The organism is Citrobacter sp. Ce119, assembly GCF_030334525.1.
Taxonomy (GTDB): Bacteria; Pseudomonadota; Gammaproteobacteria; order Enterobacterales; family Enterobacteriaceae; genus Citrobacter; species Citrobacter europaeus.
This window is the reverse complement of the sequence record NZ_JAOWDR010000059.1, coordinates 300,682-313,698: the sequence shown is the minus strand read 5'-3', so window position 1 is coordinate 313,698 and position 13,017 is coordinate 300,682. Positions and strand designations below refer to the sequence as shown.

General features: G+C 52.1%; 11 protein-coding genes. 8 read left to right on the top strand and 3 right to left on the bottom strand.

Annotation, left to right across the window (positions count from 1 at the left end):
• Nucleotides 1-9: 9 nt before the first annotated feature.
• From OGV80_RS18530 to OGV80_RS18520, 3 genes are all read left to right on the top strand, one after another.
• Nucleotides 10-1,275 (top strand): oligosaccharide MFS transporter, encoded by a 1,266-nt coding sequence (locus OGV80_RS18530; RefSeq protein WP_075144975.1) that lies wholly within the window; start codon nt 10-12, stop codon nt 1,273-1,275.
• 21 nt (nt 1,276-1,296) lie between these two features.
• Nucleotides 1,297-2,487 (top strand): glycoside hydrolase family 88 protein, encoded by a 1,191-nt coding sequence (locus OGV80_RS18525; RefSeq protein WP_043015619.1) that lies wholly within the window; start codon nt 1,297-1,299, stop codon nt 2,485-2,487.
• 80 nt (nt 2,488-2,567) lie between these two features.
• The gene (locus OGV80_RS18520) at nt 2,568-3,356 is read left to right on the top strand and encodes an oligogalacturonate-specific porin KdgM family protein (protein WP_286515475.1); all 789 of its coding nucleotides are present in this window, start codon (nt 2,568-2,570) and stop codon (nt 3,354-3,356) included.
• A 7-nt stretch (nt 3,357-3,363) separates the two neighbouring features.
• Here the strand turns inward: OGV80_RS18520 and OGV80_RS18515 are convergent, their stop codons facing one another.
• The 3 genes from OGV80_RS18515 to OGV80_RS24535 form a co-directional block, all read right to left on the bottom strand.
• A complete protein-coding gene (locus OGV80_RS18515; protein ID WP_075144974.1) occupies nt 3,364-4,413 on the bottom strand; it encodes an AbrB family transcriptional regulator in 1,050 nt (349 codons plus the stop codon).
• A 175-nt stretch (nt 4,414-4,588) separates the two neighbouring features.
• The gene (locus OGV80_RS18510; RefSeq protein ID WP_087053009.1) at nt 4,589-5,872 is read right to left on the bottom strand and encodes a citrate synthase; all 1,284 of its coding nucleotides are present in this window, start codon (nt 5,870-5,872) and stop codon (nt 4,589-4,591) included.
• A 206-nt stretch (nt 5,873-6,078) separates the two neighbouring features.
• Complete coding sequence (locus OGV80_RS24535) at nt 6,079-6,132, bottom strand: hypothetical protein (protein ID WP_418135082.1); 54 nt, start codon at nt 6,130-6,132, stop codon at nt 6,079-6,081.
• Nucleotides 6,133-6,569: 437 nt separating this feature from the next.
• Between OGV80_RS24535 and sdhC the strand changes: the two genes are divergently transcribed.
• The 5 genes from sdhC (at nt 6,570) to sucA (ending at nt 13,003) form a co-directional block, all read left to right on the top strand.
• The gene (sdhC, locus tag OGV80_RS18505) at nt 6,570-6,974 is read left to right on the top strand and encodes a succinate dehydrogenase cytochrome b556 subunit (protein WP_047412583.1); all 405 of its coding nucleotides are present in this window, start codon (nt 6,570-6,572) and stop codon (nt 6,972-6,974) included.
• Nucleotides 6,968-7,315, top strand: coding sequence for a succinate dehydrogenase membrane anchor subunit (sdhD, locus tag OGV80_RS18500; protein ID WP_005122550.1), 348 nt, complete (start codon nt 6,968-6,970; stop codon nt 7,313-7,315). The genes sdhC and sdhD overlap by 7 nt, the downstream gene beginning before the upstream one ends.
• The gene (gene sdhA / locus OGV80_RS18495; protein ID WP_003831409.1) at nt 7,315-9,081 is read left to right on the top strand and encodes a succinate dehydrogenase flavoprotein subunit; all 1,767 of its coding nucleotides are present in this window, start codon (nt 7,315-7,317) and stop codon (nt 9,079-9,081) included. Before sdhD ends, sdhA begins: the two co-directional genes overlap by 1 nt.
• Before the next feature lie 15 nt (nt 9,082-9,096).
• Nucleotides 9,097-9,813 carry a succinate dehydrogenase iron-sulfur subunit SdhB gene (gene sdhB, locus OGV80_RS18490; RefSeq protein WP_032948848.1) on the top strand — a complete coding sequence of 239 codons (717 nt, stop codon included), beginning with the start codon at nt 9,097-9,099 and terminating at the stop codon, nt 9,811-9,813.
• 388 nt (nt 9,814-10,201) lie between these two features.
• Nucleotides 10,202-13,003, top strand: coding sequence for a 2-oxoglutarate dehydrogenase E1 component (gene sucA / locus OGV80_RS18485; RefSeq protein WP_043015623.1), 2,802 nt, complete (start codon nt 10,202-10,204; stop codon nt 13,001-13,003).
• The last annotated feature ends 14 nt before the right edge of the window (nt 13,004-13,017 follow it).

Genomic DNA, 13,017 nt, shown 5'->3' with positions numbered 1-13,017 from the left:
AGAAAAATAATGACTAACCCTGTTCAGTCGACGCGCTCGGCTTACATCAAACTGAGTCTGTTTGTATTTCTGTTTACCTTTACCTGGGCGGCCAGTTTTGGCCTGTATGCTATCTGGCTGGGAGATAAAGCCGGGTTGGATGGTGTGGAGATCGGCACGGTATTTGCCGTGAACGGCGTTTTTGCGGTAGTTATCAAACCTGTTTACGGTTACATCATGGACAAAATGGGCATGAAAAAACATCTGCTCTATTTTGTCTGCCTCGTTTCGGCCCTGATGGCGCCATTTTTCATCTGGTGTTACCTGCCGCTATTACAAACGCATTTTATCAGCGGGATGATCGTCGGTGCGCTTTTTTTCAGCCTCGGCTGGTATGCGGGGGTGGCGGCGGAAGAGTCCTATGTTGACCGTTTCAGCCGTTTGTACGCGATGGAGTTTGGCCGGATCCGCATGTGGGCCGCGCTGGGATGGGCAACGGCGTCTTCATTCTCTGGGTATCTCTACAATATTTCGCCCAAAATCAACTTTGTAATCAGTAGCGTTTCCGCGCTGTGCATGTTTGCGGTTCTGCTGACGCTGAAAGTTGATCACTTTGGCCAGGAAGAGAATGACGTCCTGTCGAAAGAGAAGATTGTCATTGGCGATGTGTTCGAGTTGCTGCGCAATAAGAAATTCTGGACCTTTGCGCTGTATATCGCGGGAGTGGCATGGATGATGTTTATTGCCGAACAGCAGTTCTCTCGCTATTTCGTCACCTTCTTTAGCACTAAAGAAGAAGGCAACGCCATGTTTGGCTACATGAGTACCGCGCAGTCAGCCGCAGAGTTTTTCGGCATGATGCTGGTGCCTGCCATTATTAATCGCATTGGCGCTAAGCAGGGGATGATCCTGACCGGTCTTGTGATCAGTCTGCGTTTGATTATTTCCGGATTAACTAACGATCCGCTGATCATCTGCCTGGTGAAGCCTTTGTATGGGATTGAAATCGCCCTGATTCTGGTGTCGGTCTTCAAATACATTGCCGAACATTTCGACAAACGCGTTAACGCCACGATGTACCTGTTGGGCTATCAGGCCATGATTTACGTCGGTTCTATTGTCGTGGCACCGCCCGCCGGCTATGCCTACCAAAAAATTGGTTTTGAGCATACCTATCTGATTATGGGCGTGGTTGCTCTGGTATTTACCGGAATCTCCGCCATCACGCTTTCTACTTGCTATCAGCACAAAAAAAACACTGCAGCCCCTGTCCATGGGCAAGAAGCCACCCATTAAAGTGAAGAAAACGAGAGAATTATGTCTGTGACTATCCGTAAAGAACCGATCGTTCCTGTTGTCCTGCGAAGCGGCGAGCGCGCTGCTATTGCGCAGAAGATTCGCCGCGCTTTACCGGTCATTTTATCTGCTATCGATCGTAACAGCGATTATTTTGGCACGCGTTTTCCGGATGCGGCATGTGAAAATGGTCGCTACCCAATTATCGATAATCAGGAATGGACCACCAGTTTCTGGACTGGCCAGCTGTGGCTGGCGTGGGAATGGACGCGTAATGATGCGTATCGTACGTTGGCCGAACAACATGTCCGTTCTTTTGGCGAACGTATTGCCAGTAGGGATCATACCAATCACCACGATCTGGGTTTTCTGTACAGCCTTTCATGTATAGCGGCCAATAAACTAACCGGCAATCGCGAGGCGACTTATATCGCGCAGCAGGCGGCAGAAGTGCTGATGGAACGCTATCACGAGAAATGCGGCATTATTCAGGCGTGGGGCGAACTGGATAATCCGGAGCAGCAGGGCAGGATGATTATAGACTGCAATATGAATCTGCCCTTGCTGTATCAGGCAAGCGCCAGCACCGGCGATCCACGCTATGCTGAAGCGGCGAAAAATCATATAGAGCAGGCGCGACGTTATATTGTGCGCGAGGACGGCTCAACGTTTCATACGTACTATATGGATGTGCGCACCGGGGAACCGCGGTTTGGCAATACGCATCAGGGTTTTTCCGATGATTCCTGCTGGTCGCGCGGGCAGGCATGGGGTGTTTATGGCTTTCTGCTGAATTATCTCTATACCGGAGATGAGCGGCTTCTGGAACTGAGCCAGACGCTGGCAAATTACTTTATTAATCGTTTGCCGGAAGATCTTATCTGTTATTGGGATTTGGCGCTTACCGATCCCAACAGTGAAAGGGATAGCTCTGCCAGCGCGATTCTCGCCTGCGCGCTGCTGGAGCTGGTAAAACAGCTACCGGCAACCCATCCGGAACGTGAAAGTTATGAAGCGTTGGCATTAAGGATGATTGCGCGAATGCTTGATGATTATCTAAATGCTGCGCATGAAGCAGGCGAAGGATTATTAAAACACTCTGTTTATTATTTTAAAGGTAACGTCGGTGTGGATGAGTGCTGCGCGTGGGGGGATTATTTCCTGATGGAAGCGATGACCCGTGCAATATCCTGCTGGAAAAGTTACTGGTAATATTCCGCTCCCTCGGTTAAATATTCAGGCTATTGATTTAGCAGGGGGGGATTTTATCTCTGTACGGCGAGGAAAATATAATGAAAAGCAATAATATTAATACAGCCATATTAATGGCTGCACTGGTCATGCCTGTAACTGGCGCTATGGCCGCGGAAAATAATACGACTACTGCCCCTCAGGCGAGATCGACACCCTTTACTACCGTGTATTTTGCACCGCGTACGCAGTACCGTACGGCCAGCAAAGGTTTTTTGCAGCGGTTAATGTTAACCGGGGTGGTACAGGACTCAGACAGTATATTTAAAAGCATGTACTGGAGTTTTGAAACCGATGCCGATCTTGGTAAAAATATGGACCAGTGGAAAAGCAGCTATCAGGAAGCCGAGTTTAACAAGCCTTTTGCTCTGGGTGATAGTGACTTCTGGCTTGAGCCCGGCGTGGTGTTTCACTGGGAGTCTGCAGGTTCACGTGTCGACCCTTATATTGGTATTGGCTATCATTTTGACCCAACGCTGGGGGCTGTACTACGCTACCGATATAACCATCAAAACCATGACAGCGAAACGCTGCAAGGCGACTGGGATGACTCTTCAGAGCACCGCGTTGATATTTATTTAACCAAGTATTTTACGCCAAATTTCTGGGTGCAATATAATCCAACGTATTACAGTAAAACCCATGGCGATAAATTTGAGTATGCTAACGGCAAGAATCATACTCTGCAGCATAACTTTGTATTTAATTTTCATGCCACACCGCGGTTTTATCCATTTTTTGAATTAGGCTATCTTGATAAATATAAAGATGGTGATGATACAAAAAATGAATATCAAATCAGGGTAGGGTTTAAATATAACTTAAACTAATTCCGGCTTACGATGATAATTGCTTTGGCGCGTGCACTGAAATAAACCGCGCCACCGCCGGGCCGGTTAATAAAATGCTGAACAGCCGCAGGGTTTGCATCGCCATGATCAACGCCATATCGGCGTGACTCCCTGCGGCAATCACCGCAACAGAATCCACCCCACCGGGACTGGTCGCCAGATAGGCGGTGAGAAAATCTATCTGCATGTAATGCGCCAGCCCCCAGGCCATAGCGGCGCAGATCGCCATCAGTGAAAAAATGGACAACAGGATCTGCGGTAAGGGGCGCAACGCCGTTAAGAAAATCTGCTTGTCAAAGCCAAGGCCGATTTGCCAGCCGATGGCCATATAAGCTATTGCCAGCAGCCATTCCGGCAGTTCAATCACCATTACGCCACTGGCATTCAGCAGTGCGCCTGCCAGCATAGGCAGCAACATCGCGCCTGAGGGGATGCGCAGTAAGCGCCCGGCTATACCGGCAACGGCGGCCAGCGCCAGGGTACTGAACAGATTACCGCTCAGTGGCGGAAACCAGACGATTTGTTCACTGACCGCCTGCGCCTGATCGCCCATCATCAATCGGGTGACCAGCGCTGCTGCCCCGACCACCAACAGTACGCGCAGATACTGCATAAACGCCACCAGCCGGATGTCGGCGCCAAATTCCTGGGCCATCGCGACCATCGCCGCCGCGCCGCCAGGCGAAGAACCCCACGCGCCGGTGTTCCCCGGTAGATTACTGTAGCGCACCAGCAGCCAGCCGATTACCGCGCTGCTGATAAGGGTCGCCAGCAGGACAACAATCACCATCGGCCAGTGGGCCGCAAGGGTTGTGAAGATTGAACCGGTCAGATTTTGGGCAATCATGCAGCCGAGAATCGCCTGCGCACCAAGAAATGTGCAGCGGGGAGGGTGCAGCGAAATGCCGCGCATACTGAAGATGATGCCGACGATCATCGAACCGAGCAGCAATGGTCCTGGAAGATGGATAAACAGAAAGAGCAGGGAAAGAAGGAGCGATAGCAGAAACAACAGGCTCCACTGCAAAACAGGCATCCCATGCTCCTGAGTGAAATGACGGAAATCTCAGTAAATCATAGAGAAAGCGCGATGAGAATAAAATAATGTGGATCAAGAAAAAACAGGTCGGATTCTGGCGTTACTGCCTTATCCGACCCGGGAGAATTAATAGCTGAAAGCCGGACAGGCGCAAGCGCCATCCGGCAGACAATTAACGCTTAATTGCAGATTTAAAATCGCGCTTGTCGTAGCCGGTGTACAGCTGACGCGGACGAGCGATTTTCATGCCGTCGGTGTGCATTTCGTTCCAGTGCGCAATCCAGCCAACGGTACGCGCCATGGCGAAGATAACGGTGAACATGGAGGACGGAATACCCATCGCTTTCAGGATGATGCCGGAGTAGAAGTCTACATTCGGGTAGAGTTTCTTCTCGATGAAGTACGGGTCGTTGAGCGCAATGTGCTCAAGTTCCATCGCCACTTCCAGCAGATCGTCTTTGGTGCCCAATTCTTTCAGCACTTCGTGGCAGGTTTCACGCATGACGGTAGCGCGCGGGTCATAGTTTTTGTAAACACGGTGACCAAAGCCCATCAGGCGGAAGGAATCATTCTTGTCTTTCGCGCGGCGAACAAATTCCGGAATGTGTTTAACAGAGCTGATTTCTTCCAGCATTTTCAGCGCAGCTTCGTTTGCGCCGCCGTGTGCCGGTCCCCACAGGGAAGCAATACCGGCCGCGATGCAGGCAAACGGGTTAGCGCCAGAAGAGCCCGCGGTACGTACGGTAGAGGTTGAGGCGTTCTGTTCGTGGTCAGCGTGCAGGATTAAGATACGGTCCATTGCGCGTTCCAGAATCGGATTGACTTCGTATTTTTCGCACGGCGTGGAGAACATCATGTTCAGGAAGTTACCGGCGTAAGAGAGGTCATTACGCGGGTACACGAACGGCTGTCCAATGGAATATTTATAACACATTGCTGCCATGGTTGGCATTTTGGACAGCAGACGGAAAGCGGCGATTTCACGGTGACGCGGATTATTCACATCCAGCGAGTCGTGGTAGAACGCAGCCAGCGCCCCGGTAACACCGCACATAACGGCCATCGGGTGAGAGTCGCGGCGGAAACCGTGGAACAGACGGGTGATCTGCTCGTGGATCATGGTATGGCGAGTGACTGTGGTTTTGAACTCGTCGTACTCTTCCTGCGTCGGTTTTTCACCGTACAGCAGGATGTAACACACTTCCAGATAGTTAGACTCGGTCGCCAACTGATCAATCGGGAAGCCGCGATGCAACAAAATACCTTCGTCACCATCAATGAAAGTAATTTTGGATTCGCAGGATGCGGTAGAGGTGAAACCTGGGTCAAAAGTAAACATCCCTTTTGAGCCAAGGCTACGAATATCAATAACATCTTGACCGAGCGTACCTTTCAGCACATCCAGTTCAATAGCAGCGTCACCATTTAGAGTGAGTTTTGCTTTAGTATCAGCCATTTACGGTCTCCTTAGCGCCTTATTGCTTAAGACTGCCGGAACTTAAATCTGCCTTCGTACATCAATAAACCGTTACCAGTTTGTTATTTGGCTCGCCGCTCTGCGAAAGAGGGGATGACCTGGGTACAGAGCTATGGGCGCTTGCAGGTAAAACGGTCTTTTCATGGCGAATAAACTGCAAATCAAGAACTTAGCAATCCGAATTATTAAACCTGTCTATCACTAATAACTGTCCTGACGGTATTGGTCAATACTTCCACACTGTTACATAACTAAATCTCCGGTGAAAGAGTGACCCCATAACTTTTACGCATTATATGCTTTTTCTGGTGTCGTTTGTAACAACTTTGTTTAATGATTGTCAAATCAGATGATTAAAAATTAAAATAATGTTGTTATCGTGACCTATGTCACTGTTCGGGATAAAACCCGACAAACTATATGTAGGTTAATTGTAATGATTTTGTGAACGTCCTATACTGCCGCCAGGTCTCCGGAATACCCTGCAATCCCGAGCCAACCAGCGTTGTATCGTGTCGTTTTAGCATCTGGAAGCAGTGTTTTATATGACGCGTAGTTATAGTAAGGACGCTGTCTGACCCGCACGCAGACCGGAGGAAGGAAATCCCGTCGTCTTTCAGGCTACAGGTGTCTTCATCTTCTGTACCCGAAGTCCAAAGGGAATAATAAGAACAGCATGTGGGCGTTATTCATGATAAGAAATGTGAAAAAACAAAGACCTGTCAATCTGGATCTGCAAACGATCCGGTTCCCAATCACGGCGATAGCGTCCATTCTCCATCGCGTATCCGGAGTGATCACCTTCGTGGCGGTCGGGATTCTGTTGTGGTTATTGGGTACCAGCCTTTCCTCCCCTGAAGGTTTCCTCATCGCGTCATCCATTATGAATAACTTCTTTGTGGAGTTAATTCTGTGGGGGATCCTGATTGCGCTGGCATATCACGCCGTAATGGGCATTCGCCATCTGTTGATGGATTTTGGCTATATCGAAGAAACCCTCGAAGCAGGGACACGCTCCGCCAAAATTTGTTTCGTTATCATTGTCGTGCTTTCACTTCTCGCAGGAGTCCTCGTATGGTAAGCAACGCCTCCGCATTAGGACGCAACGGCGTACATGACTTCATTCTGGTCCGTGCTACCGCTATCGTTCTGACGTTATACATCATCTATATGGTCGGCTTCTTCGCCACCAGCGGCGAGCTGACGTTTGAAGTCTGGACCGGTTTCTTCTCATCGGCATTCACCAAAGTCTTCACCCTGCTGGCACTTTTCTCCATCTTGATTCATGCCTGGATCGGCATGTGGCAGGTGTTGACCGACTACGTTAAACCTCTGGCTGTGCGCCTGATTCTGCAACTGGCTATCGTCGTTGCGCTGGTGGTTTACGTCATTTATGGATTTGTTGTGGTGTGGGGTGTGTAATGAAACTGCCAGTCAGAGAATTTGATGCTGTTGTGATTGGTGCCGGCGGCGCAGGTATGCGCGCGGCGCTGCAAATTTCCCAGAGCGGTCAGACCTGTGCGCTGCTCTCCAAAGTGTTCCCAACCCGTTCCCATACCGTATCCGCGCAAGGTGGCATCACCGTTGCGCTCGGTAATACCCATGAAGATAACTGGGAATGGCACATGTACGACACCGTTAAAGGGTCGGACTACATTGGTGACCAGGACGCTATTGAATATATGTGTAAAACCGGTCCGGAAGCGATTCTGGAGCTGGACCACATGGGGCTGCCGTTCTCTCGCCTCGACAATGGCACAATTTATCAACGTCCGTTTGGCGGCCAGTCGAAGAACTTCGGCGGCGAGCAGGCGGCACGTACCGCGGCAGCGGCAGACCGTACCGGTCATGCGCTGTTGCACACGCTGTATCAGCAGAACCTGAAAAACCACACCACAATTTTCTCCGAGTGGTATGCGCTGGACCTGGTGAAAAACGCCGATGGCGCCGTTGTCGGTTGTACCGCGCTGTGTATCGAAACCGGTGAAGTGGTTTACTTCAAAGCCCGCGCAACCGTGCTGGCGACCGGCGGTGCTGGTCGTATTTATCAGTCCACCACCAATGCCCACATCAACACCGGTGACGGCGTGGGTATGGCTATCCGCGCTGGCGTGCCGGTGCAGGATATGGAGATGTGGCAGTTTCACCCAACCGGCATCGCCGGCGCAGGCGTTCTGGTAACAGAAGGCTGCCGTGGTGAAGGTGGCTACCTGCTGAACAAACACGGCGAGCGCTTTATGGAGCGTTATGCCCCGAACGCGAAAGACCTGGCGGGTCGTGACGTGGTGGCGCGTTCCATCATGATCGAAATCCGTGAAGGTCGCGGCTGCGACGGCCCGTGGGGTCCGCATGCCAAATTGAAACTCGACCACCTGGGTAAAGAAGTGCTGGAATCCCGTCTGCCGGGCATTCTCGAACTGTCTCGTACCTTTGCTCACGTTGACCCGGTCAAAGAGCCGATTCCGGTTATCCCAACCTGCCACTATATGATGGGCGGTATTCCGACCAAAGTGACTGGCCAGGCGCTGACTGTAAACGAACAGGGCGAAGATGTGGTGATCCCGGGGCTGTTTGCTGTCGGCGAAATCGCGTGCGTGTCGGTTCACGGCGCCAACCGTCTGGGCGGCAACTCGCTGCTGGACCTGGTGGTATTTGGTCGTGCGGTGGGGCTGCATCTGCAGGAATCTATCGCTGAGCAGGGTGACCTGCTGGATGCGACCGAAGATGAAATCGATGCTTCTCTGGCGCGTCTGAATCGCTGGAACGGTAACCGCAACGGTGAAGACCCGGTGGCAATTCGCAAAGCGCTGCAGGAATGTATGCAGCACAACTTCTCGGTATTCCGCGAAGGCGATGCGATGGCGAAAGGTCTGGAAGAGCTGAAAGCGATCCGCGAACGTCTGAAAAATGCCCGCCTGGACGATACCTCCAGCGAGTTCAACACCCAGCGCGTTGAGTGTCTGGAGCTGGATAACCTGATGGAGACCGCGTACGCCACTGCAGTATCTGCAAACTTCCGTACCGAAAGCCGTGGCGCGCATAGCCGCTTCGACTTCCCGGAACGTGATGATGAAAACTGGCTGTGCCATTCCCTGTACCTGCCAGAGTCGGAATCCATGACGCGACGTCAAGTCAATATGGAACCGAAGCTGCGCCCGGCATTCCCGCCGAAGATTCGTACTTATTAATGCGGAGACAGGACAATGAAACTCGAGTTTTCAGTTTATCGCTATAACCCGGATGTTGACGACGCTCCGCACATGCAGGATTACACCCTGGAGGCAGAAGAAGGGCGCGACATGATGCTGCTGGATGCATTGATGCAGTTGAAAGAAAAAGATCCGTCGCTGTCGTTTCGTCGCTCCTGCCGTGAAGGGGTTTGTGGCTCCGACGGTCTGAACATGAACGGCAAAAATGGACTGGCCTGTATCACACCTATTTCTGCGCTGAATCAGCCGGGCAAGAAAATTGTCATTCGCCCGCTGCCAGGTTTACCGGTTGTGCGCGATTTGGTGGTAGACATGGGGCAATTCTACGCACAGTATGAGAAGATTAAGCCTTACTTGTTGAATAATGGGAAAAATCCGCCGGCTCGTGAGCATTTACAAATGCCTGAGCAGCGTGAGAAGCTCGATGGGCTGTATGAATGTATTTTGTGTGCATGCTGCTCAACGTCCTGCCCATCATTCTGGTGGAACCCAGACAAGTTTATTGGCCCGGCAGGCCTGCTGGCAGCGTATCGCTTCTTAATTGATAGCCGCGATACCGAGACCGACAGCCGCCTGGAAGGTTTAAGTGACGCTTTCAGCGTATTCCGCTGCCATAGCATCATGAACTGCGTCAGCGTATGTCCGAAAGGGCTGAACCCGACGCGCGCCATCGGCCATATTAAGTCGATGCTGCTCAAACGTAGTGCGTAAGTTGTTGTAGTGGTTGCCGGATGGCGACGTAGCGTCTTATCCGGCCTACAGGTGAAATCCCGTAGGCCTGATAAGCTAAGCGCCATCAGGCAATATAAGTGCAGGAAACCTCTAAAAACTGCCTCTTATCTCTGACAGTTTTTAAAGGTTCCTTCGCGAGCCAAATAAAAAGAGCTCGCAAGTGAACCCCGGCACGCACATCGGTGTGCGTGGTAGTATCCACGGCGAAATACTCGTCATAGATCACGTTGCATGTGCGTTGGCTGCACTTGCTCACCCCGGTCACTTACTGGATGTAAGCTCCCGGGGATTCGCAAGCTTGCCGCCTTCCTGAAACGTGATCTATTTAGAGTATTAAATAAGCAGAAAAGATGCTTAAGGGATCACGATGCAGAACAGCGCTTTGAAAGCCTGGTTGGACTCTTCTTACCTCTCTGGTTCTAACCAGAGCTGGATAGAACAGCTCTATGAAGACTTCTTAACCGACCCTGACTCGGTAGATGCTAACTGGCGTTCGACGTTCCAGCAGTTACCTGGTACCGGAGTCAAACCGGATCAACTCCACTCAAAAACACGTGATTATTTCCGTCGACAGGCGTTGATTACCCCACGTTACTCTTCTTCTATTTCCGACCCTGATGCCAATGTGAAGCAGGTTAAAGTCCTGCAGCTCATTAACGCCTATCGTTTCCGCGGTCATCAGCATGCGAATCTCGATCCGCTGGGACTGTGGCAACAAGAAAATGTGGCCGATCTGGACCCGTCTTTCCACGATCTGACCGATGCGGATTTCCAGGAAAGCTTTAACGTAGGTTCTTTTGCCGGCGGCAAAGACACGATGAAGCTGAGCGACCTGGTTGTCGCGCTGAAACAAACCTACTGCGGCCCGATTGGCGCCGAGTATATGCACATCACCAGCACCGAAGAAAAACGCTGGCTTCAGCAGCGTATCGAGTCTGGCCGTGCCGCGTTCAGTAGTGAAGAGAAAAAACGCTTCCTTAGCGAACTGACCGCAGCAGAAGGTCTGGAACGCTACCTGGGCGCTAAGTTCCCGGGCGCAAAACGCTTCTCGCTGGAAGGCGGTGATGCGTTAATCCCAATGCTCAAAGAGATGATCCGCCACGCTGGTAACAGCGGTACCCGTGAAGTGGTGCTGGGCATGGCGCACCGTGGTCGTCTGAACGTTCTGGTTAACGTGCTGGGCAAACGCCCGCAGGAACTGTTCGACGAATTTGCGGGCAAACATAAAGAACACCTCGGCACTGGCGACGTGAAGTACCACATGGGCTTCTCATCGGATATCGAAACCGAAGGCGGTCTGGTGCATTTGGCGCTGGCGTTTAACCCATCGCACCTGGAAATCGTTAGCCCGGTGGTTATCGGTTCCGTACGCGCACGTCTGGACAGGCTGGACGAGCCGAGCAGCAATAAAGTCCTGCCAATCACCATTCACGGTGACGCGGCAGTTACCGGGCAGGGCGTAGTTCAGGAAACCCTGAACATGTCGAAAGCGCGTGGTTACGAAGTGGGCGGTACCGTTCGCATCGTCATCAACAACCAGGTGGGCTTTACTACCTCTAACCCGCTGGATGCGCGTTCCACACCATACTGCACCGACATCGGTAAGATGGTTCAGGCGCCGATTTTCCACGTCAACGCGGATGACCCGGAAGCGGTCGCTTTCGTGACGCGTCTGGCGCTGGATTTCCGTAATACCTTTAAACGCGATGTCTTCATCGATCTGGTGTGCTACCGCCGTCACGGCCACAACGAAGCTGACGAGCCGAGCGCAACCCAGCCGCTGATGTATCAGAAAATCAAAAAGCATCCGACCCCGCGTAAAATCTACGCTGACAAGCTGGAAGCGGACAACGTCGCCACGCTGGAAGATGCGACCGAAATGGTCAATCTGTATCGTGACGCGCTGGATGCTGGTGAATGCGTGGTGAAAGAGTGGCGTCCAATGAATATGCACTCCTTCACCTGGTCGCCGTACCTCAACCATGAGTGGGATGAAAACTACCCGAACAAAGTTGAGATGAAGCGTCTGCAGGAGCTGGCAAAACGCATCAGCACCGTGCCTGAAGCGGTTGAAATGCAGTCGCGTGTTGCCAAAATTTACGGCGACCGTCAGGCCATGGCCGCAGGCGAGAAGCTGTTCGACTGGGGCGGCGCAGAGAATCTGGCCTACGCCACGCTGGTCGACGAAGGCATTCCGGTTCGTCTGTCGGGTGAAGATTCCGGTCGCGGAACCTTCTTCCACCGTCACGCGGTGATTCACAACCAGGCGAACGGTTCAACCTACACGCCGCTGCAGCATGTGCATAACGGACAGGGCACGTTCCGCGTATGGGACTCAGTACTGTCTGAAGAAGCCGTGTTAGCGTTCGAGTACGGTTATGCCACCGCAGAACCGCGTACGCTGACCATCTGGGAAGCGCAGTTTGGCGACTTCGCCAACGGTGCGCAGGTGGTTATCGACCAGTTCATCTCTTCCGGCGAGCAGAAATGGGGCCGTATGTGTGGTCTGGTTATGCTGCTGCCGCACGGCTATGAAGGTCAGGGTCCGGAGCACTCCTCCGCGCGTCTGGAACGTTATCTGCAACTTTGCGCTGAGCAAAACATGCAGGTTTGCGTCCCGTCTACCCCGGCACAGGTTTACCACATGCTGCGTCGTCAGGCGCTGCGCGGTATGCGCCGTCCGCTGGTGGTGATGTCACCGAAGTCGCTGCTGCGTCATCCGCTGGCGGTGTCTACGCTGGACGAACTGGCAAATGGCGCCTTCCTGCCAGCCATTGGCGAAGTCGATGAACTTGATCCTAAAGGCGTGAAGCGTGTCGTGATGTGTTCTGGTAAGGTTTATTACGACCTGCTGGAGCAACGCCGCAAAAACGACCAAAAAGATGTCGCCATTGTGCGCATCGAACAGCTCTATCCGTTCCCGCATAAAGCGGTGCAGGAAGCGCTGAAACCGTTTGCTCATGTACATGATTTTGTCTGGTGCCAGGAAGAGCCGCTCAACCAGGGCGCATGGTACTGCAGCCAGCATCATTTCCGTGAAGTAATTCCATTTGGGTCAGCTCTGCGTTATGCAGGTCGCCCGGCCTCTGCCTCTCCGGCAGTAGGATATATGTCTGTTCACCAGAAGCAGCAGCAAGATCTGGTTAATGACGCGCTGAACGTCGATTAAATAAAGGATAAATA

Coding starts and splice junctions, on each gene's coding strand:
- OGV80_RS18530 (WP_075144975.1), top strand. CDS start 10: ATGACTAACCCTGTTCAGTCGACGCGCTCGGCTTACATCAAACTGAGT.
- OGV80_RS18525 (WP_043015619.1), top strand. CDS start 1,297: ATGTCTGTGACTATCCGTAAAGAACCGATCGTTCCTGTTGTCCTGCGA.
- OGV80_RS18520 (WP_286515475.1), top strand. CDS start 2,568: ATGAAAAGCAATAATATTAATACAGCCATATTAATGGCTGCACTGGTC.
- OGV80_RS18515 (WP_075144974.1), bottom strand. CDS start 4,413: ATGCCTGTTTTGCAGTGGAGCCTGTTGTTTCTGCTATCGCTCCTTCTT.
- OGV80_RS18510 (WP_087053009.1), bottom strand. CDS start 5,872: ATGGCTGATACTAAAGCAAAACTCACTCTAAATGGTGACGCTGCTATT.
- sdhC (WP_047412583.1), top strand. CDS start 6,570: ATGTGGGCGTTATTCATGATAAGAAATGTGAAAAAACAAAGACCTGTC.
- sdhD (WP_005122550.1), top strand. CDS start 6,968: ATGGTAAGCAACGCCTCCGCATTAGGACGCAACGGCGTACATGACTTC.
- sdhA (WP_003831409.1), top strand. CDS start 7,315: ATGAAACTGCCAGTCAGAGAATTTGATGCTGTTGTGATTGGTGCCGGC.
- sdhB (WP_032948848.1), top strand. CDS start 9,097: ATGAAACTCGAGTTTTCAGTTTATCGCTATAACCCGGATGTTGACGAC.
- sucA (WP_043015623.1), top strand. CDS start 10,202: ATGCAGAACAGCGCTTTGAAAGCCTGGTTGGACTCTTCTTACCTCTCT.